Origin of the sequence: Paenibacillus sp. FSL K6-2862, from assembly GCF_038005125.1 — a bacterium.
GTDB classification, from domain to species: domain Bacteria; phylum Bacillota; class Bacilli; order Paenibacillales; family Paenibacillaceae; genus Paenibacillus; species Paenibacillus illinoisensis_A.
In genome coordinates, this window is sequence record NZ_JBBOSN010000001.1 from 3,274,678 (window position 1) to 3,296,482 (window position 21,805).

Genomic DNA, 21,805 nt, shown 5'->3' on the forward strand with positions numbered 1-21,805 from the left:
TCAAAATTGTTGTGCGGTGAATTGATTGATTCCATTGGAGGTTTCAGCGTTGTCGAAGAAGAGAAGGTTTACGATACGCTCCAAAATTTTGTTGGGCTATCTCGTGGTTGTATTGTTATTTGGAGCTGCCTTGCTGGTTCTATCGGCTCAGATTAATGAATTGCAAAAAGAAAACGATTTTATAAGCCATCATGACCTCGAAGTACACAACCTGACCAATGCCATTGAGAAGGATGTACTTGATATGGAGACCGGACAGCGAGGATTCATGCTAACAGGAAAAGACAGCTATCTGGAGCCCTATAATCAAGCACTCTCGGAGTGGAATTCGAACTATGACCAGTTATACGGACTCATTAGTGATAACCCGTCCCAGCAACAGAGATTGCAAACGATCAAAACGCATATTTTACGCTGGATTGAGGTTGCAGCAGAACCTTCCATTGCATTGAAAAATCAGGGTGATCAGGAGCAAGTAGTTACGTTTTTCCAATCCGATCCGGGTAAAAACGAAATCGATTTGCTCCGTTCACAACTTACAGGCTTTCGTAATACAGAAATTGCTTTGACGGAAGCACGAGTAACCAATCTTGCCGAACGCAGTTCCACCTTGCTTACGATCATGTATACCCTATGGGCTGCTATTGCAGCATTTTCAATCGGAGCAGCGATCATGGTCTCTGGTAATATTGTTAAAACGCTACGTGACGTAAGACAGACTATTCGAGATATTTCTCAGGGTGGCAACTTGGCAGAACGGATTCAAGTGCGAACGGAGGATGAAGTGGGTGACCTTGGACGGGAGACTAACAAGCTGCTCGATAAGGTACAGGAGCAGAATCGCGTGAAGGATCAGCTTACGAGTATCGCTACACTCCTGCAGAACCCGACTAATCTGGAGGGCTTGTCACGTCTGTTCCTAAATGAGCTTGCCATTCTGCTGGAGGTTCCCTACAGTGTCCTGTACTATTGGAAGGATAATCGGCTCTTGCGTATAGCAGCTTATGCAGCAGATGGGGACAAAGAGCACTCCATCGGCAAAGTGTCCCTTGCACCGGGCGAAGGGCTCGTGGGTCAAAGTGCGGTGGAGAAACGCATACTGCATATGAATGACTTGCCACAGAACTATATTCGAATCTCTTCCGGACTGGGCCATGCTTCTGCAACATCTCTTACAGTCGTGCCTGTAATCTTCGAAGGCCGAACGATCGCGGTCATAGAGTTGGCTTCATTAAAGCCATTACAGGAGAACGAACTCGAACAGCTGAATGAATTAGTTGAAATATTCAGCGTATCTCTACACTCTACGGCGACACGCATGGAACTGCAGCAGTTATATGATGAATCCCAGGTACTGAACGAGGAGCTCCAAGCTCAATCGGAGAAGCTTCAGCTGCAGACCGAGGAAATGCTGTCACAAACAGAAGAACTGCAGATGCAAACCGAAGAGCTGCATATGCTGAATGAGCGTCTAGAAGTGCAAAAACATGCAGCAGAAACGTCTGCGAGTGAGCTTGCGAGTGTAGCAGACCAGCTGCGGACAAGTTCGGGATACAAATCTGAATTTTTGGCTAATATGTCACATGAATTGCGCACTCCCCTGAATAGTATGCTCATCCTGTCCGAGATTTTGGCTGAAAACAAACATGAGAACTTGAGCAGCGAAGAACAAAAATACGCATCGGTAATTCATACTTCAGGCAAAGATTTGCTTAATCTGATCAATGACATTTTGGATCTGTCCAAAGTGGAGGCAGGGGAGATGGACATTGATCTTGGCGAAGTTTATCTCGGCGTCCTGCCGGAGACGATGAATCAGTATTTCTTAAAAACCGCTGAGCAGAAAGGAATCGACTTCCGGATTCAGTTGCAAAGCCATTTACCGGAAACGATTGTAACGGATGAGATGCGCTTGCATCAAATTCTAAGAAATCTGCTCTCTAACGCATTTAAGTTTACAGACGAAGGCGAAGTTGCTCTGACGATCTCCCGAATGACTCTGGCAAGCCCGGAAGCTGGTGGCCCAGAGACGGATGTTATTGCATTTTCGGTCAGTGATACGGGGATCGGCATTGCAGACGACAAGCTGCTGCAGATCTTCGATGCATTCAAACAAGCGGATGGCGCGACTGCAAGGAAATACGGTGGAACCGGACTCGGCTTATCCATTTCCCAATCTCTTGCGACTTTGCTCGGGGGTTCCATATCAGCGACCAGTCGCGAAGGACAGGGCAGTGTATTTACTCTTTTCTTGCCATTGAGACTTGAGGAGCCTGAGACAAAGAATACTTCACGACTATTCATGAACGAAGTAGCTACAACGATTCCCATCGCGGGATCCCTGTCTAATACATCAAGGGATGATATTCTGCTGACACCTCTGGAAGAATCGTTATTAAGGGGGCGCGAAGTTTTTGTCGTAGATGATGATATTCGCAACGTATACGCTCTTGCGAATGCACTTGAACAGTATGGCATGCATATCATTACCGCGCAGAACGGGTATGAATGTCTGGAGATGCTGGAACGCGGGGAAGCTAAGCCCGATATTATTTTGATGGATATCATGATGCCGGAACTGGACGGTTACGATACGACACGTCAGATTCGGGAGCGATTGAAGCTTACCCAGCTGCCGATCATTGCATTAACGGCTAAAGCCATGAAAGAAGATCGTGATAAATGTATTGCAGCAGGTGCTTCGGACTATATTAGCAAGCCGCTGAATATCAAAGAGGTCATATCCCGAATGAAATTGTGGCTTAGTCCGGAAACGCTAGAGATTTAGGAACTTATTTACCGCAAATCAATCATTTCATACACGTTATAAAACCAATGATAACTTGCCAAGCTCAGGCTGCAATGTTGTCATTGGTTTTATTTTTGTCATGTAAGCTCTGAAATCAAATTTGATGTTATAATACTTAACAAATAGTTTGGTTTCGATGAAGTGAATGGGTTGTGGACCATGGTAATGAGCTTTTATTTCCATTATAAGTGATATATATAACTTGGTGAGTTATATATGTGGGAGGTCGTGTCTATGCAGCTTACGGTTAAAGAGGCTTTGCAAGTATATCCGTTGTCTGAGGCCAGACTCGTTGCCGGCGGGGAGGGGACTTCACGGATGATGAAATCCGTTAACGTCATGGACGCCCCAGATATCGCGGATTGGATTAAATCCGGAGAGTTGTTATTCACAACCGCTTTTATCATGAAAGACAATGAAACAGATGCCCTTCGATTAATGCGCAGACTAAATGACCGCGGATGTGCAGGACTCGGCATTAAACTCGGACGTTTCTGGCAGTCCATCCCCCAAGGGATCATAGAAGAGGCGGACCGTTTACGTTTGCCGCTGCTGGAATTGCCATTCCAGTTCACGTTTTCGGACCAAATGAATGCTCTGTTCAAGGCGGAACACGAGCGAAGTCACCGGCTGCTGCATGAAGTTGTACAGAAACAGAAGAAGCTGATGCATTTTGCATTACAACAACAACAGCAGCATCGAAATGTGTTTGCCGAGCTTGCTACCGTATTAAACTACCCGCTTGCAGTTATAGGCTCCAGGGGACATGTGCTCTATGGTAGTGAGACGATTGCCGGAGATGCACTGGTACAGGGGTGGCCATGGAAATCTGTAATGCATCGCGTGAAATGGAATCAGGGCAGTTGTCATCGGGTTCCCATCAAACAAAATGATGAAGAGTATGGGTTCCTGCTCGTGTTCACAGATTCAGCACTCTCCCTGCGGGCAGAGGAAGAATTATTTCAGCAGGCTGCGGACGTACTGGCATTTTATATGGATATGACCTATCGTGAACACATTAATCCGACCGTGCAGGATGAGATGCGTACATTGTTAACCCAATACCTCGATAACAAAATGACGGTGGAGGAGTTGACCAGACTCAGTGAGAACAAAGGCGTTCATCTGTTCCAGGGTACTTATCAATGCGTGCTCATTACGCTGGAACCTTCGGTTTTCGCCGAGGGGAGACTGCTGAAGCAAATTCATCGTGAACTGCAATACAATCCATTGATGCAATTTACGGCGTCGCAGCATTTTCAGATGGAAGATGGCATTCTGTCGATATATACATGCCCGACAGGGCGCGACTATGGGGAGGAACTTTCGGGTTTTCTACTCAGTCGCTTCGCGGATGTATTATCTGCCCAGGAGTCAAAAGGAGCATCTGTGCCGAGATTCTGGATTAGTAAAATGAAACATGAACCCAAATCATTACGTGAAGCTTATCAGGAATGCCTGGATACCCGGCAGCTGGCACGCCGCTTCGGAATGAAGGATCGCGCACTCCAGTTCGAGATGTTGGAGTTTGCCTATGTGTTCCAGCATGTCCCGGATAACATCATGGAGAATTACTGTAATAAAGTATTGGAACCTCTGCTGGCTAGAGATGGGGACCCTAATCACATATTGATGAACACACTCGAATCTTTCATTGAGAACGATGGACTGATCAACGAAGCTGCGAAGCAGCTGTTTGTTCACCGCAACACCATTACGTACCGCATGGAGAAAATCGGAAGTCTGCTGCAGATGGACTTTAAAAAAACGAATGACTTGTTAAAGTTAAAACTGGTATTTACGTTCCGTAAATTTGGCCGGGATAAAAGAACCGAAAGACCATAAGGATGCATTAGACAGAGAGTGAACAGATCATGGATAGAACTACAGCACTCGAACAAATCCAGAGTTGCCGACTTTTGTGCTTCATAACGATCATAATCATTTAGATTACAAACCGTACGCCCCTTATCTGGCGTACGGTTTTTTAGATTATGTGACATGGAGACTCTTAATTCCTGTGCACAGATAACAGTTCGTGAATATGATGTTATGTTATATTACAAAATTGCGTAGATATTATTGCTGCATCCTGCCCTGAACCTTAGAATGAAGAACAACAATTCACAGAAGACCGGAGGTTCTAACATGAGCGATTTTATGAAACTCGTTAACAGCTGGTCTGTCACACAGTTCGTGCATACCTTTGGTGGCTTATTTGAGGAATCACCATGGGTGGCTGAACGTTCATGGGCTTTGCGACCCTTTAATTCATTGGAACACATGATGAATATCATGAAACATGTTGTTGAAAGGTCTGACGACGAAGTCATTCTGCAGCTGCTGCGCAACCATCCCGATCTCGGCGCAAGAATCAGCATGAGCAGCAATTCCGTGAAGGAACAAGCTGGTGCTGGACTGGATTCTCTCTCCCCAGAAATGTATGGCGAATTGAATCAATTAAACAAGGAATATACAAGCCGATTCGGCTTTCCATTCATATTGGCGGTAAAAGGTCATACCGCTCAGTCCATTCTCGAATCGATGCGTCAGCGTCGCTCACGAAATAGGGATGAAGAATTTCAAACGGCTTTAAATGAAGTATTCAAAATTGCAACTATTCGTCTGGAGAAGTGGCTGGTTCAGATTGGGCATGAACATGAAATTGAACCGAAGCCTGCTCTCGAGCCGAAACGAACTATGTATTACGGCAAAGGTGACGTTTGGTTATATCGCTCCTATGCCAAACCTCTAACCGGGATCGGATCAATACCGGAATCCCCATTTACCGGCAGAAGCAATGTTCTCTTCGGCATGAACATTAAGGTAGCTGTACAAGGGGATGCATTCTTGCCTTCGTTTACGGAAGGGGATAATTCCAGCATCGTGGCAACGGATTCCATGAAGAATTTTATTCTCAAACACGCTGCGAGTTATACCGGTGCTACCGTTGAGGGATTTCTTGCGTATGTGAGTCAGCTCTTTCTTGAGACATACCCTCAAATGATGAAAGTTCAGATGACCGCGGATCAGATCCCCTTTGAAGATGTACCCATTGGAGTCGATGGAAGTTATCGATCTAGCACGATGGTATTCCGATATTCGCAAAATGATCGGGGAACGGCTGCAATAGAGGCAGAACGAAACGGTAATCAAATTGAATGGAGTAACCATTTCAGTGGTCTAGCTGATCTGCGACTGATCAAGGTCAAGGGTAGTGAATTTGCGGGATTTATCAAGGATGAATATACATCACTGCCTGAGACAAGAGATCGTCCCTTGTTTATTTTCCTGGATATCAATTGGCGGTACCACGACCCAAGAGATGGAATGGACGATACGCGCGGACGTTATGTGGCCGCTGAACAAGTAAGTGATATTGCTGCTGCCGTGTTTCACGAATGCCGTTCTGCATCCATTCAACATTTGTTGTATCAGATCGGACTCCGTGTCTTGAAGCGTTTCGGTCAATTGAGTGAAGTATCGTTTGAATCCAACAATCGGACTTGGGATACCGTGCTGGAAGAAGTGAATGAAGGAGAAGGCAAGGTGTATACCGAGCCCAGACCACCATACGGGTTTCAAGGTTTTTCAATGACCAGGGAAGATCTTGAAGCAGAGGACAATGATTCGAAGAGAGAAGGTAGATCGTAATGGCAGAGGCTGGAGGACGCATAACAACACACGTACTGGATACATCCAAAGGAGTACCAGCCGTGGGAGTTCGGATCGCACTGCATCTTGTCCAAACGGATGGAGAATCGGAGTCCAGGATAAAAGTTACTGAATCGGTGACCAACGGTGATGGCCGTCTGGATGCTCCCTTACTGGCCGGGGGCCGTCTGGAGCAAGGCATTTATGAGCTTCATTTTGACGTCGAAAAGTACTATGCAGCTCGATCACCTGAACAATCGGTGCAAGCATTGTGGACGGTTGTACCCATCCGTTTTGCCGTATCCGATACGGAAAGTCATTATCATATTCCTTTACTAATCGCCCCAGGAGGTTACAGTACATACCGCGGAAGCTGAAGAATTTTTAAACACTGGTTCTGACACAGGGAGGGCATCCAAATGGCAAATTTTGATTCGATCATCCGGGGAGCCCGGGTCGTGTTAAAAGATCGTGTACAGCAGCTGGACATTGGTATCCAAGATGGGAAAATCACAGCTTTATCCACTAGGCTGAAGGTTGAGGAAGGAACTGAGGTAATCGAAGCAGCCGGTTTCACCGTTATGCCTGGCGTAGTGGATATCCATGTTCATTTTAATGAACCGGGGCTGGCCAGTTGGGAAGGATTCCATTCGGGATCGGCTGCGCTTGCTGCAGGAGGAATTACCACTTATGTTGATATGCCGCTTAATGGAGTCCCACCGACAACAAGTCCGGAAGCTTGGGATATGAAAAAGCAAGCTGCACAGGATCGCTCCTATGTCGATTATACATTCTGGGGAGGGTTAGTTCCGGGTAATCGGCTGCAGCTAATGAACTTAGCTGAGTCCGGTGCAGCCGGATTCAAGGCATTTATGTCGGAGCCGGGCGGAGAAGGAGAGGACATCTTCGCGAGAGCCGATGAGCAAACGCTTTTGGACGGCATGCACGAGATAGCGAAACTCAATCGTGTACTTGCCCTTCATGCCGAAGATGAAGAAATGGTTGCGCAGCTTGGCACGAGAAGTATTGCCGAAGGAAAGACAGGGCCAATGGATTATGTGAGTTCCCGTCCTGCAGAAGCAGAGGTCTTAGCCGTCACCAGGGCGCTTCAATATGGAGAACAAACCGGGTGTCCGCTGCATTTCGTGCATATCAGTACGAGAGAAGCGTTAGAACGAATTGCGGAAGCCAAGGGTCGCGGTCAGGACGTCACTTCTGAAACTTGCCCGCATTACCTGACGCTCACAGAACAGGATGTAGTTCGGTTGGGCGCTGTGGCGAAGTGTGCTCCACCTCTCCGCAGCAGCGCCGAACAAGAGACATTATGGGATGCGCTGGCATCCGGGCTTATTGACGTCATCGCATCCGATCATTCACCGTGCCCACCATCCATGAAACAGTCGGATAATTTTTTTGAAATATGGGGCGGTATTTCCGGTGCGCAGAGCACGCTGCTGATCATGCTGGATGAAGGTCATCTTCGCCGCCGTGTAAGCTTGCCTTTACTCGGAAGGGTTCTTGCTTTGCAGCCGGCCAGAAGGCTTGGGCTTGAGAGTAAAGGTGAAATTGCGATCGGTAAAGACGCGGACCTCGTGCTTATTGATTGGAATACGAGTACCACATTAAACATGGACGATTTGCTATATACCCATAAACAGAGTCCATATATCGGACGTACATTTGCATGCGCCGTAGCTGAAGTGTACTGCCGAGGGATCAAAGTATATAGCGCAAAGGAAGGGCTATCCGCTAATCCTGCAGGTCAGTTTATTGCTGCTGGCTCGTATGGTAAAAATGGCACGCGCGGAACGGAGGAGTATCATGACAGAGTTTGAACCGTTCATGGGTTCCGAGACGGAAGTGCCGATTCTTCCCTTGCCGCAGCTGGCAGAAGTGAAACTTCAAGGTATGCTGGATTGGCTGTCCACATTCGGGGCTGATGCCAAAGGCGGCGTAACTCGCCTGCTGTATGACAAAGCCTGGTGCGAGGCACAGCATGCACTGGCTGCACGGATGGAGCAAATGGGACTGCTTCCCGAATTCGACCAATCCGGCAATCTATATGGCACGTTACGAGCTGCAGATTCTGCAGAAGGAGCTGAGCAGCTCCCCATTGTGACCGGATCACACATTGATTCTGTCGTTTACGGTGGAAGGTATGACGGTGCCTATGGTGTAGCGGCAGGAGTTCTTGGTCTGGAGTACTTACGAAGGCATTTCGGTACGCCGAAGCGTACGCTGCAAGTGGTTTCGCTATGCGAAGAGGAAGGAAGCCGATTTCCATTTGCCTATTGGGGATCACGAAGCATTACGGGGATCACCTCTCTTGAAGACATTCAACATTTGACGGATAAGGATGGAATACCTTTTTCACAAGCGATTCGAGAAGCCGGATTCGGGTCAGACAGCGGCTACAGACCAGCTGCTCAAAAGTATGGTGCCTTTATTGAACTTCACATCGAACAAGGTCAGGTGCTTGAACGACTTGGTCATTCGATTGGAATTGTATCCGATATCGTTGGTCAGAAGCGATTGAGCATTTCGATTAGTGGCGAAGCGAATCATGCGGGCACAACGCCTATGTCATGGCGTAAGGATGCACTGGCAGGTGCAGCCGAGATGATTACGGCGGTAAGAACGATTGCTATGGCAGCAGGTGAACCCCTTGTGGCAACGGTTGGCCGGATCACGGCTGAACCTGGTGTAGGGAACGTGGTCGCGGCACAAGCCGAATTCTCGCTTGATATCCGTCATATCCGGCAGGAGAGTATTGATCGGTGCTGGCATGACATGCTTCAGGCCTTTCTTCAGATTGCATCCAAACTGCAGCTTGAATTGAACTGGGAAGAACACTTGTCGGTTGCTCCGATTCCAATGAACGAACAGATCACAGCGGATCTTCAGAATATATGCAAACAGGAGCAGCTGTCCTATATGCATATGCCCAGCGGAGCTGGCCATGATTCACAGATTTTTCAGCCGGCCTGCCCGACAGCGATGATTTTTGTACCTAGTCAGGGCGGGATCAGTCACAGTCCCCTAGAATTCACAGCTGAGGAGGACTTGATGCGAGGATTTCGGGTTCTCGTTCAGCTACTTTATAAATACGGTTACGGGAGTTGATTGACCATGTCCAGCTATAGAGAATTATCTCCGTCCTTGCGAACCATCATGACACCGGGACCAGTTGAAGTCGACCCCCGAGTTCTAAGGGCTTTATCCTTCCCGATCCTCGGACAGTTTGATCCGGAGTTTACTTCCCTGATGAATGAAACGATGGTCATGCTGCGTGAATTATACATGACGAACAATGAGTGGTGTTATCCGGTAGATGGCACCTCACGTTCCGGCATTGAAGCGGTGTTGGTTAGTTTGATCCAGCCGGGGGATAAGGTATTGGTCCCTATATACGGACGGTTTGGACATTTGCTTGTAGAAATATCGGAGCGCTGCGGTGCGGAAGTTGTATGTATTGAAACGACTTGGGGATCGGTCTTTGATCCGGAAGAAGTGATCAAGGCCATTCATACTCATAAGCCGGATATTGTGGCCATGGTTCATGGAGAGACATCCACCGGCCAGATGCAACCTCTCGCGGAGATTGGCAAAGTATGCCGTGAATTGGATCTTCTTCTCGTCGTTGATGCGGTTGCCACCATAGGTGGTACGCCCGTTAAGACCGATACCTGGTATCTGGATGCGGTAATGGGCGGAACGCAGAAGTGTTTATCCGTTCCTTCCGGCATGGCCCCGTTGACATATAACAGCCGCGTGGAGAAGAAATTGATGAGTCGCAAAACGGTCGAACGCGGACTCCGTGACGCGACCAGCGCAAGGGCAGAGGGACGTACCATTGCAAGCAACTATTTTGACCTGAGTCAGCTGCAGGATTATTGGAGTTCTGCCCGGTTGAATCATCATACAGAAGCTACATCGATGCTCTATGGTTTACATGAAGGTTTGCGTATTTTGCTTCAGGAAGGACTGGAAGCCCGTTTCGAGCGGCATCGGATTAACGAAAGCGCGCTCGTCGCAGGAATTCAGGGTATGGGGCTTCAAATTTATGGAGACATGTCCAGCAAACTTCCGGTAGTTACGTGTATCCATATTCCGGAAGGGATCGATGGTGAATCGGTACGAAGCATGCTTCTACATGATTTTGGCATCGAAATTGCAAGTTCATTTGGTCCTCTTAAGGGAAAAATCTGGCGAATTGGAACGATGGGCTTCAGCTGTCAGCGCAAAAACGTACTGCATGTGCTTGGTGCCCTGGAGGCGGTTCTGCTCCGTCATCGCCAAGGGCTACCTGCGGGTGAGGCAGTGCAGGCAGCACTCGACGTGTACGCTGGAAAGGAGGAAGCCTTATGTTAAATCAGATGCCGGTGTCCCGAGAGGTGATGGTTACCTCACCACATTATCTGGCGAGCGCGGTTGGAAGCTCGATTCTCCAAAAGGGTGGTAACGCTTATGATGCAGCTGTTGCGGTGAGTGCAGCACTTGGCGTAGTTTATCCGCACATGACTGGACTTGGCGGAGATGCCTTTTTCCTCATTCACGATGGAGCAAGCGGAGAGATAACCGCTTATAACGGAAGTGGCCGCTCGGCTGCAGGTATCCATGCCGATACGTTCAAAGCAATGGGCATGAATGCCATTCCCCAGCGCGGCGTGCTCAGTGCGATAACGGTTCCGGGAATGGTGGATGCATGGTGGGAAGTGTGGTCCCGCTATGGGCGATTACCATGGGAGCAGCTGCTTGAACCAGCCGTGCAGTATGCGGAGAAGGGGTGTCCTGTATCGCGTAATCTGCGCCTGTGGCTGGAGCGGGATGAAGATTTCATTATGGGACATTCGCCGCTGCGAGCGGTATTTGCCCCCTACGGCACATTGCTTCAGGAAGGTGAGCTGCTCGTCCAGATCGAACTGGCTGCTTCCATTCGCCTGATTCAGGCGGGAGGACGGGATTCTTTTTATACAGGAGAGCTTGCAGATCGTCTGACTTCAGCGATTCGAGAAGATGGCGGCATGCTGGCACCACAGGACTTTGCAGCACACAAGGGAGAATGGGTTAAGCCTGTCAGCACGGAATACCGGGGTTATCAGGTTCACCAAATGCCGCCCAACTCGCAGGGCTTCTCCATATTGATGATGTTAAATATGCTCGAACACATAGATCTCTCTTCGGTAGGTCGTACTTCGCCGGAGTTCTACCATCTGATGGCCGAAGTGGTGAAAAAGGCGTTTCGTGATCGTGACCGGTACCTTACCGATCCTGACTTTCGCGAGATCCCTTTGAATCAATTGTTATCGAAGACTTACGGGGATGAGTTATGGAATGAGATCCAGTCTGCACCTCTAGTAGCACAGCCTTTCTTGTCCAAAACGATCGGGCAGGATACAGCCTACGCTGCTGTAGTCGATCAGGAAGGCAACGCCGTCTCGTTTATTCAAAGTCTGTACTTTGATTTTGGCGCAGCCTACGTTCCGGGAGATACGGGCGTAATTATGCAAAATAGAGGCTCCTTTTTCTCTCTCGATTCATCAGATGCGAATGTGCTTGAACCCAATAAACGCTCTTTTCATACGCTCATGCCTGGTCTTGTCACCCGCGATGGGAAACCTTATATGCTTCTGGGTACACAAGGCGGAGAAGGGCAGCCTCAGACACAGTTATCCGTACTTACTGGCGTTCTGGACTATGGTCTAACCATTCAGGAAGCAATCGGTTTGCCACGCTGGGTCTACGGACGGACGTGGGGTGAAGCAGGCGACACGATGCGGGTAGAGAATCGCTATCATGATGACGTATGCGAGACGCTGGCAAACTGGGGACATAACGTGGAGATCAGAGCTCCATGGGATGACATTATGGGTCAGTCGCAAGGGATTGTCATCCGTGAGGATGGCATGATTAGCGGAGCTGCCGATCCCAGAGGAGATGGTATGGCCATCGGATGGTAACCACGCTTTGTTGCTGCTTGGATTGGTTTTGATTTCTCATGAAAACAGCGTAAAAAAAGACATAGATACGATAGGGGAGATTATCATGGGAACGATCCTGCTGAAGGGTGCACAGCTTGTCACGATGAATGCGGAAGAAGATATATTTACAGGGGATCTGCTGATCGAGGATAACAAAATCAAAGAGATTGCCGAGCATATCGACGTTCAGGCTGATCAGGTTATTGATGCCCGTGGCAAAGTTCTGCTGCCAGGCTTTATTCAGACACATATTCATTTGTGCCAGACACTCTTTCGCGGGCGTGCGGACGACCTGGAGCTCATGGATTGGCTTCGTCAGCGAATCTGGCCACTGGAGGCAGCGCATGATGAGGAATCCGTCTATTATTCGGCGATGCTTGGGCTGGGCGAACTGATTTCGAGTGGAACCACGACCATTTTGGATATGGAGACTGTGCATCACACGGATTCGGCTTTTCAGGCAATGGCACAGAGCGGCATTCGGGTGATATCTGGCAAGGTCATGATGGACCATGGCGACGAAGTGCCTGAACCTCTGCGTGAAAATACGGCAACCTCGCTGCAGCAAAGTGTTGATTTGCTGGAGAAATGGAATGGTTTCGGGGGCGGACGCATTCAATATGCGTTTTGTCCACGATTCGTCGTTTCCTGTACAGAGGAGCTGCTCGTTGAAGTACGTGATCTATCGAACAAGTATCATGTGAAGGTTCATACGCATGCATCGGAGAATCGTGGCGAGATTGAACTGGTCGAACATGAACGCGGAATGCGTAACATTGTCTATCTGGATCATATCGGTCTGGCAAACCCACGTCTTGTCCTTGCACATTGTGTCTGGCTTAGTGAAGAGGAGAAGGAAATCATTCGTAAGCGAGGGGTAAAAGTTACCCACTGCCCCGGCTCGAATATGAAATTGTCATCGGGTATAGCGGAAATTCCTGACCTGCTTAACCGCCAGATCGCGGTGGGAATCGGTGCGGACGGCGCACCATGCAACAATAACCTGGATATGTTTCAGGAAATGCGTCTGACAGCATTAATTCAAAAGGTTCCTCATGGGCCTACAATTATGGATGCACGTACGGTTCTGCGCATGGCAACGATGGGTGGTGCCGAAGTGCTTGGCCTCTCTAAGGAAATTGGAAGTCTGGAAGTGGGCAAAAAGGCAGACATGGTGTTGTTGGATCTGGAAGATTTCCATACGTATCCTTCGTATGAGACAGATGTTTATTCCCGTGTAGTGTACTCCGCGACTCGGAGCTGTGTGGACACGGTCATTATTGATGGCAGCATTGTGCTCAAAAACCGCAAGATCCAGACGATTGACCGAGGCATCGTGCTTCGCGAATCGGATAAGAGCATTGCACGTTTGATGAAGAGAATCTGAGTTAGGTTATTTTCAGAGGGAAATGTTGTATAACTGCTGCTCGCAGAAGACTTTTCGGAAAGGTGGAGACGAATATGGAAATGCATGATCTGTGTGCAATTGCAGCAGGTGAGGCACGCTGTGTACTTGCAACGGCGGTCAAGGTAGAAGGTCATGCTTACCGTAAGCAGGGAGTCTCTATGCTCTTGACCGAAGATGGCAGAATGTATGGCAGCATCAGCCCGGGATGTCTCGAGAGTGATCTGCATGCGCGTGTAAAACAAGTGCTGGACACGGGACACATGGCATTTGCCGAATACGACATGCGCCCTGAAGATGATCTCTCTTGGGGAGAAACGATTGGCTGCGGAGGATTGGTTGTCGTTCTGCTGGAACCTGTCTGCGGCGAACTGAGAAGTGCATTAACTGAAATGCATGATTGTTTCAAATCTGGTTCAGCAGCCGAGTTTACCCGTTACTTTCAGCATAACTATTCTCTTATTCAATATGAATGGCATCGAGTTGATTCAATCGATAGGAAACTTGTTCCTTCCATAGATGTACCGCGCCTGTCTTTCGATTCGTTCAGTACAGAAATCGATAAGGACGAAAAATCAACTGAAACAGATTACTGGAATCTGCCTTTACGAATAACGACCATATATACTCCGAAACCGCGACTTATTATAATCGGGGCGGGAAATGATGCCATACCTGTTGCTATGCTTGCGAGGGTATCTGGATTTCATGTCATCATTGCTGATTGGAGAGAGGGTCTATGTACGTCTGACCGGTTTCCGGATGCAGATCTCGTTCTTGGTTTTCCCGCTGAAATCATGCCTGTGCTGAATATACGACGTGGGGATTACCTCTTACTGATGAGTCATCAATTCCCGCGCGAACGTGAATTCTTGGAGCTGCTGTCAGGAACTGAATATGCTTATCTCGGTATTATGGGGTCCAGAACACGGACAGCACGACTATTGAATGATTTATCACCGCTACCGAATCTCCATTCTCCGGTTGGTATCAGTATCGGGGCAGAGGGTCCAGAAGAAATCGCCATTAGCATTGCTGCTGAACTGATTGCGTGCAAACGCGCTGCTGGGACTGAGAATCGTTCTGTTCAAAGGGGGAGTACGCATGCGATTGACGGGCATTCTGCTCGCCGCAGGTAGGAGTACCCGTCTTGGCCGAGATAAATTAGCAGTGCCTATGCCGGATGGGAGAGCTTTGGCGGCCTGGTCGCTTCAAGCGGCACTCGATTCTGAACTGGAACAGGTCATCTGTGTGGTGAAACCGGAGGATTCCTTGGAGTGGCTGCCCGAGAATGTACTCCACGCATCAGTATCTTCAGCAAACTATAGGAGCCAGACTAAGCTCCAAATTGCTCTCAGTACAGAATATTCTTCTGGTATGGCCGCATCCCTTCAATGTGGTCTCAAGGAAGCCAAGGAATACGGGGCAGAAGGTGTAATGATTCTATTGGCGGACCAGCCTTTAATAAGGGCGCAGGATATTAATCAGGTTTCGGCAGCACTTGCAGTGAACAAACAGTCTGATTATGCAGCTGCTGCGGACGGCGAGGGGCGGAAGCCTCCTGTTGCCTTTCGCTCTCATATGTTTGATCACCTCCTTGCTCTTGTCGGAGATGAGGGTGCGCGGAAGATAATGCGTAATGACACCTTCTCTGGAACCCAGGTCAACTTGCCTGACTTTTGTTTCTGGGACGCTGATACGGAGGCTGAACTGAAACGCATCATGGATTATGTAAATGAATCAGCTCAAATGAAGTAACTTCGACCCAATAACATGCCCCCTCAATTGAATACAACGAAGTCGTAAGTTATCTACTTATCTCTGCTCTCTTAACATAAACAGGTCATCCAGTTCGTTTGGTTGGCCTTTTTATGTCGTTTATATGATTTCACGTGAGGAACAGTGTTAGGTATCGTAACTCCTATCATGCATGAAGCACAAAACGTGGATCGTATTTATACATTTATCCAAATCGATGTGAAGCTAATTGACGCTAATCCTATAGTCTCATATGATTTGAAGAATTATCTGGATCCTGTAGGATGAATCTTCTTCATCAGTCAGTGCCTATACGGATTGAATCCAGCGTCCTATATCGTGCTTATAAGAGAGAGGGGATGGAACGATGGTAATACCAGCATATGGGTCAGGAGCGAAGCCATCGGTATGGCAGCCGGAAGATCTGGAAGAACTCCGGATGTTGAGGAACAGGTTGAACGGAAGCTTCTGCTACGCTGCAGGCGCAACATTGCTGCGGACCCAGTGGGAAGGCGGTCTAATACCTTCACCGGAGCATATGATCAGTCTGGCACGTATTCCGGGAACAAGTGACGTATATATGGATGGAGATCGAATGGTGATCGGGGCCCTGACCCGATTGAATAGATGTATTACGGACGAATTACTTCATCATCTGCCGTTATTACAAGAGGCTGTGAAAACGATAGCTGCGCCGTCCATTCGCAATGTAGCGACAATTGGCGGCAACATTGTATCTGGAGTCGGAGATACGTTACCCGCATTGCTCGCATACAACGCAGAACTGCAGTGGATGACGGACGAAGGGTTGGAATTCCGTACACTAGACTCCTGGTTAAGAGGGGGGCGTGATGGCAGTCGCAATCCAAGTGATGTGTTAATCTCGATCCAGATCCCGCTGAATAAGTTGCCTGTCTCTAATCCGAAGAACCAAGAGCCTGACGCGAGAGAAATTACATTTTTCCGCAAGCTGGGCAGGCGAGAGACGTTTAGCGCATCTCTGGTAACCATTGCTTTTCGAGGAGAGATTGATACAGATGGTCGATGGAAAAAGGTTGCGATCGCTGCAGGCGGAGGGTCAGGTGCCGCCATGCGGTTACCAGCGTCGGAACAGCTGCTGCTTCGCGAAGAAGCTTCCCTTATGCAAGCAGAGCCGCTAGGAAGGACTGCGTCTGCGGAATTTGTGACCTATGGCGATGTCTTTGCAACTGAACAATATCGCAAGCAGACTGCTGGTAATTTGCTGGGGGCTGGTCTGTGGGAAGCACTGTACCGTTGATTCAAATCTTGATCAAGAAAAGGGGAGAGAGACCATGCTGCTGAATCGGAAACATAGCGGAAAACGGTGGCACTTGAGACCGGACGGAATTCCAAAGGTAACAGGACAACTCCAGTATCTGACGGATATGACGCTACCCGGAATGCTTCATGGAAGAGTTCTGCGAAGCACCTATCCTTATGCTCGCATTCTATCTATAGATACTACAGAAGCAGAGGCGATGGAGGGAGTATATGCTGTCCTTACCTCCAAAGACGTACCTGGCCTGAATCGTTTTGGAATTGCAACGCCTGATCAGCCTGTATTTTGCGAAGATGTTGTACGTTATGTCGGTGATGCCCTTGCGGCAGTAGCTGCGGATTCCCCGGAACGGGCAGCACTGGCACTCCGTGCAATCCAAGTGGAGTATGAGGAGCTTACCCCGCTGGACAGCACGGATGCAGCTCTCGCTCCTGACGCACCGGAGCTGCATCCACATGGACCGGGCAATGTACTGCATCGCACCGAAATTAAACGCGGGAATGTGGAGCAGGCTTTTGCTGCATGTGAACATATTGTCACGGAAACGTATTATACACCTCGTCAAATGCACGCTTATATGGAGACAGAAGGCGGCCTGTTTGTCCCGGATGACGAAGGAAGGCTTAATGTCTACGCAGCCACTCAGCACGGGTATAAGGACCGGATGCAGCTTGCACGGATTATCGGTTGTCCTGAGGAAGATATCCGTGTCGTATCGTCTCCCATTGGCGGTTCTTTCGGGGGGAAAGATGAACTAAACGTGCAGCCTTATGGCGCACTTCTTGCATTGACCAGCGGACGTCCCGTGAAAATGCACAATTCCCGCAAGGAATCCGTTCGTGCAGGACTGAAGCGGCATCCGATGAAAATTGAAATGCAGACGGGAATCAGCCGCGAAGGTATCATTCAAGCTCACCGGGTTCGCATTACGGCAGATACAGGAGCGTACGCCACGCTTGGAGCGCCTGTGCTGAACTTCTGCACGGAGCATTGTCTAGGTCCTTACTCTATCCCCAATGTGGATGTAGAGGGCTTGTCCGTGTATACCAACAATGGGTTATCAGGTGAATTTCGCGGATTTGGTGGGAATCAGGCTATCTTTGCTGTAGAAGGCCAAATGGATCGACTCGCTGAGATCATGAATATGGACCCATGGGAGTTCCGCAGACGGAACATGAGGGAAAAGGCCGACCCTGGTCCGTTAAATCAGAGAATTCTGACTACAGATGGACTGTCACAAGTATGGGAAGCCATGGATCGTTCTGAATTATGGCAAAAGCATCAGCATCCCCAGGCAGATCCTTCTCTGCCTCCCTGGATCAAGCGCGGCGTAGGAGCTGCAATTGCCATGCATGGTGCCGGATTGGGTTACGGGATCCCCGACCCGGCAGGAGGGCGCCTATCTCTTAATTCCGAAGGGAAAATAGAAGTGGCTTTCAGTTACGAAGAATTTGGTCAGGGGTTGATCGCTACATTGGAGATTATGCTCTGCGATCTGTTTCAATGCAGCACTTCGGATCTGAATATCATCATTGGCGATACGGATCGGGTTCCTCACAGTGGCTCGAGCACCGCTTCACGTTCGACAACGATGGCCTGGATGGCTCTGCAGCGATTGCAGACCCCTTTCCGTTCCAGAGTCCTATCGGCAGCTTCGGCCTTGTCGGGCATTCCGGCTGATGAACTGGTGACAGGACCTGGCGGTGTATGGCGTAAAGGCCAACTGCCTAGTACTGATGTAGAGACGAAATCATTGGGATTTGTTACTGCCTACTCAGATTTGGCGGGCCAGGGCACAGCGGAAGAATGGGTATTTGATACTCATTTCGATTATCCAACCACGCCTGACCATGTCGTGGGCGGACACTATCTATATACGTATGCGGCGGTTGCCGCAGAGGTAGAAGTGAACACGTTAACCGGAGAAGCCAAATTGCTCGATACACGTCATGTGGTAGCGGCGGGACCCGTCATTAATCCGATGGGCTTCATTGGACAGATCGAAGGTGGAAGTGTGATGGCGCTCGGGTTTACGTTAACGGAGGATGCTGTCATGCAGGATAGTCGATATCTTACGACCAATCTGGATACGTATTTGATTCCAACGATTAGGGATATCCATACCAATCTCGAGGTTGAGGCCATTGAAGACCTCCCCGAAGGAGATCCTTTTGGACCGAGAGGGATTGGCGAGATTGGTTCTGTGGCACTCGCGCCGGCAATCACTGCAGCAATTCATCAGGCAACCGGGGTGTGGGTGAATCGATTGCCGGTTCCGCGCGAACAACTGGTTCAATCACTACATGTACCTTTACAGGAAGGGGTGAGTCCCTCATGAGCAAGCCGCTTGGTAACATCTGGTCAGCAGTAGTGAATGGAGAAGAGAAGCGTCTTGACATTGCTCAAACAACCCGGCTGGTGGATGTGCTTCGAACTCATCTGAACCTGACCGGAACCAAGGTGTCCTGTGAAGTTGGTCGCTGCGGTGCATGCATGGTGCTTATGGATGGAGAGCCGGTCAACTCCTGCCTGATTATGGCTTATCAATGTAAAGGAAGTGAAATTACGACCATTGAAGGGCTTCATGGTGAGCAGGAAGGGAGTCTGCATCCGATACAGCAGGCCTTTGTAGAAGAGGGCGGGTTTCAATGCGGTTATTGTACACCAGGGATGGTCATTGCCACCAAAGCACTGCTTGATCATCATCCCCAGCCTACACAGGAACAGATCGAAACGGGATTATGCGGCAACCTGTGCCGATGCACCGGATATGGAGGAATTATAAGAGCAGTATGTAAGGCAAGTGAGAGTTGTAAGGAAACGAAGGCAATTTAGCCATGAGGTACAGGTGAGAGATTATATTTTAATATTAAAAGAATAAAAACCGGGCGTGAAGGGAGTGGTCAACTCCATTTCGTCCGGTCTTTATTTTATTGCCATTAGAAAGGGGAACGACTTTCCTGGAATGACTTTGAAAGGTATGAGTATGAAGATGAGGGATCAGGACAGTACATCCGAAAATATAATGTTGAAGGGGGACATCATTTAATAGTTAGTGGTAAGAGTTTGGATAAACAACCGGATCACATCTATGTAGTTCGTATGGATGGTCAACAAATAGATTTCCTAAAGGAGAATATTGAGGGTTTAGAAAAATAAAAAAACATAATAAATATTATGTAAACTTATTATTTTCGATAACTTCCATAAGCCTCATCTATATTGAGGAATAAAATAGTTGAACCAGCATCTACCGACATATTTAAAAATTCAACGCTAAATCATGAAATAAATATAACCCACTCTCATGATTGTTTCCGCTTCTTTATTTACTGGAGAGGGTAGAAATATAATCGTTTTCGAAGCTTGATAAAAAAGTAAGACCGCTATAAACAAACATCACAAATATATCAACTGTATGTTGTTTAAAGAAGTTTGGAATGCGTAAACTAATGTTCCTTTTTATATTCATCATTCTCGTGTTCTTAATATCTAAAAGGCACGCTGCAAGAAATCAACGTTGGAATCCCCTGCAGGTTATCTTTCAAAAAAACAACTCAATAACGATGGAAAATGATAAGAATTAGCTCCTTTATAGTGAAGGGGGTCAATTCCAAAAAAATGATTTTCAGCTGATTATAGATCATTTTCATATGGATTTGCGATGGATTTGGGAGTACTTTCCATGTATGCTGTTGAAAACTGGAAAGGAAGTGGGAAAAATGGAACGCGAACTGGCGTTGGAAATTGTCCGAGTAACAGAATTGGCTGCGTTAGCTTCAGCCCCCTGGATGGGACGAGGTGACAAGAACAGTGCAGATGAAGCGGCTACTTTGGCCATGCGCGCCATGTTCGATTCCGTGTCCATTCGCGGCACGGTGGTAATCGGTGAAGGAGAAATGGACGAAGCACCCATGTTGTACATCGGCGAGGAAGTGGGTAACGCTGAAGGACCTGAAGTAGACGTTGCTGTAGATCCTCTTGAAGGTACAGAAATTGTGGCCAAGGGACTGAACAACGCTTTATCGGTTATTGCAGTGGCGGGAAAAGGAAACCTGCTCCATGCACCGGATATGTATATGGAGAAACTGGCTGTAGGTCCAGCACTCGTCGGCAAGGTCAGCATCGAAGACCCGGTTGAGGTTACGCTAGAGAAAGCAGCTGCCGCACTGAACAAAAACATTTCGGATCTGACTGTCATGATTCTGGACCGTACACGGCATGAGAGCACGATTAAAACGCTGCGCAAGGTTGGCGTACGGATCAAGTTCCTCAGTGACGGCGACGTAGCGGGTGCCATGGCCCCTGCATTTCCTGAAGCAGGCATTGACCTATACGTTGGTTCTGGCGGAGCTCCTGAAGGCGTGCTGGCTGCAGCAGCGCTCTCTTGCCTGGGAGGCGAAATACAAGGCCGCTTAATGCCGGCCAATGCAGACGAGTTCCAGCGATGCCTGCAGATGGGCATTGATAATCCTTACAAAGTCTTAACGATGCAGGACATGATCGGTACCGAAGATGTTATTTTCGCTGCAACCGGAGTAACGCCAGGAGAGATATTGGGCGGTGTGCGTTATCTTGCAGATGACCGTGCCGAGACAGATTCCATTGTCATGCGAGCCAAAACCAAAACGATCCGTTACATTCGATCCGTGCATTTCCTGCCCAACAAGGAAGTGCTGCACAAGGTACGGAAACTGCAAGCTACGCCGGAACCCTCAGACCGTATCCAGAGCCCGGCTAAAATAGTGGAACAGGCAGAGTTTAGCCAATCTTCAGTTAATCAGAGTGTATTGACTTAGACAAAACTGCGCTTTAGTGGTCTAAAAGTCGCTTCTAAACCATAGGTTATCTATTAGAATCATCCCTAATTCTTAGGACAAGATTTGTGCTCTTAGATC

At 48.4% G+C, this 21,805-nt stretch carries 15 protein-coding genes; all 15 read left to right on the forward strand.

The features are described from left to right. Window positions 1-49: 49 nt before the first annotated feature. The 15 genes from MHB82_RS14905 to glpX all read left to right on the forward strand — a co-directional run bounded on the left by MHB82_RS14905 (window position 50) and on the right by glpX (window position 21,706). A complete protein-coding gene (locus MHB82_RS14905; RefSeq protein ID WP_341175108.1) occupies window positions 50-2,788 on the forward strand; it encodes a CHASE3 domain-containing protein in 2,739 nt (912 codons plus the stop codon). A 255-nt stretch (window positions 2,789-3,043) separates the two neighbouring features. After that, on the forward strand, window positions 3,044-4,654 hold the full coding sequence (locus MHB82_RS14910; protein WP_341175109.1) for a PucR family transcriptional regulator: 1,611 nt from the start codon (window positions 3,044-3,046) through the stop codon (window positions 4,652-4,654). A gap of 303 nt (window positions 4,655-4,957) precedes the next feature. Continuing rightward, on the forward strand, window positions 4,958-6,463 hold the full coding sequence (gene pucL, locus MHB82_RS14915; protein ID WP_341175110.1) for a factor-independent urate hydroxylase: 1,506 nt from the start codon (window positions 4,958-4,960) through the stop codon (window positions 6,461-6,463). After that, window positions 6,463-6,840: a hydroxyisourate hydrolase gene (uraH, locus tag MHB82_RS14920; RefSeq protein WP_341175111.1), complete on the forward strand. Its 378-nt coding sequence runs from the start codon at window positions 6,463-6,465 to the stop codon at window positions 6,838-6,840. The genes pucL and uraH overlap by 1 nt, the downstream gene beginning before the upstream one ends. A gap of 42 nt (window positions 6,841-6,882) precedes the next feature. Beyond that, window positions 6,883-8,298: an allantoinase AllB gene (gene allB, locus MHB82_RS14925; protein WP_341175112.1), complete on the forward strand. Its 1,416-nt coding sequence runs from the start codon at window positions 6,883-6,885 to the stop codon at window positions 8,296-8,298. After that, complete coding sequence (locus MHB82_RS14930; RefSeq protein ID WP_341175113.1) at window positions 8,285-9,586, forward strand: Zn-dependent hydrolase; 1,302 nt, start codon at window positions 8,285-8,287, stop codon at window positions 9,584-9,586. Before allB ends, MHB82_RS14930 begins: the two co-directional genes overlap by 14 nt. Window positions 9,587-9,592: 6 nt before the next feature. Next, on the forward strand, window positions 9,593-10,834 hold the full coding sequence (locus MHB82_RS14935; RefSeq protein WP_341175114.1) for a pyridoxal-phosphate-dependent aminotransferase family protein: 1,242 nt from the start codon (window positions 9,593-9,595) through the stop codon (window positions 10,832-10,834). Beyond that, window positions 10,828-12,423: a gamma-glutamyltransferase gene (gene ggt / locus MHB82_RS14940; protein ID WP_341175115.1), complete on the forward strand. Its 1,596-nt coding sequence runs from the start codon at window positions 10,828-10,830 to the stop codon at window positions 12,421-12,423. The genes MHB82_RS14935 and ggt overlap by 7 nt, the downstream gene beginning before the upstream one ends. 85 nt (window positions 12,424-12,508) lie before the next feature. Then, on the forward strand, window positions 12,509-13,831 hold the full coding sequence (locus MHB82_RS14945) for a 5'-deoxyadenosine deaminase (RefSeq protein WP_341175116.1): 1,323 nt from the start codon (window positions 12,509-12,511) through the stop codon (window positions 13,829-13,831). Between the two features lie 74 nt (window positions 13,832-13,905). After that, entirely contained in the window at window positions 13,906-14,988 is a 1,083-nt protein-coding gene (locus MHB82_RS14950) for an XdhC family protein (protein WP_341175117.1), read from the forward strand. Next, window positions 14,954-15,607, forward strand: a complete 654-nt coding sequence (locus MHB82_RS14955) for a nucleotidyltransferase family protein (protein ID WP_110822129.1) — start codon at window positions 14,954-14,956, stop codon at window positions 15,605-15,607. The genes MHB82_RS14950 and MHB82_RS14955 overlap by 35 nt, the downstream gene beginning before the upstream one ends. A 367-nt stretch (window positions 15,608-15,974) precedes the next feature. Next, window positions 15,975-16,886 (forward strand): FAD binding domain-containing protein, encoded by a 912-nt coding sequence (locus MHB82_RS14960; protein WP_341175118.1) that lies wholly within the window; start codon window positions 15,975-15,977, stop codon window positions 16,884-16,886. Window positions 16,887-16,920: 34 nt separating this feature from the next. Next, window positions 16,921-19,245, forward strand: a complete 2,325-nt coding sequence (pucD, locus tag MHB82_RS14965; protein WP_341175119.1) for a xanthine dehydrogenase subunit D — start codon at window positions 16,921-16,923, stop codon at window positions 19,243-19,245. Beyond that, window positions 19,242-19,742: a (2Fe-2S)-binding protein gene (locus tag MHB82_RS14970; RefSeq protein WP_341175120.1), complete on the forward strand. Its 501-nt coding sequence runs from the start codon at window positions 19,242-19,244 to the stop codon at window positions 19,740-19,742. The genes pucD and MHB82_RS14970 overlap by 4 nt, the downstream gene beginning before the upstream one ends. Window positions 19,743-20,629: 887 nt before the next feature. Then, window positions 20,630-21,706 (forward strand): class II fructose-bisphosphatase, encoded by a 1,077-nt coding sequence (gene glpX / locus MHB82_RS14975; RefSeq protein WP_095287732.1) that lies wholly within the window; start codon window positions 20,630-20,632, stop codon window positions 21,704-21,706. Window positions 21,707-21,805 lie beyond the last annotated feature (99 nt).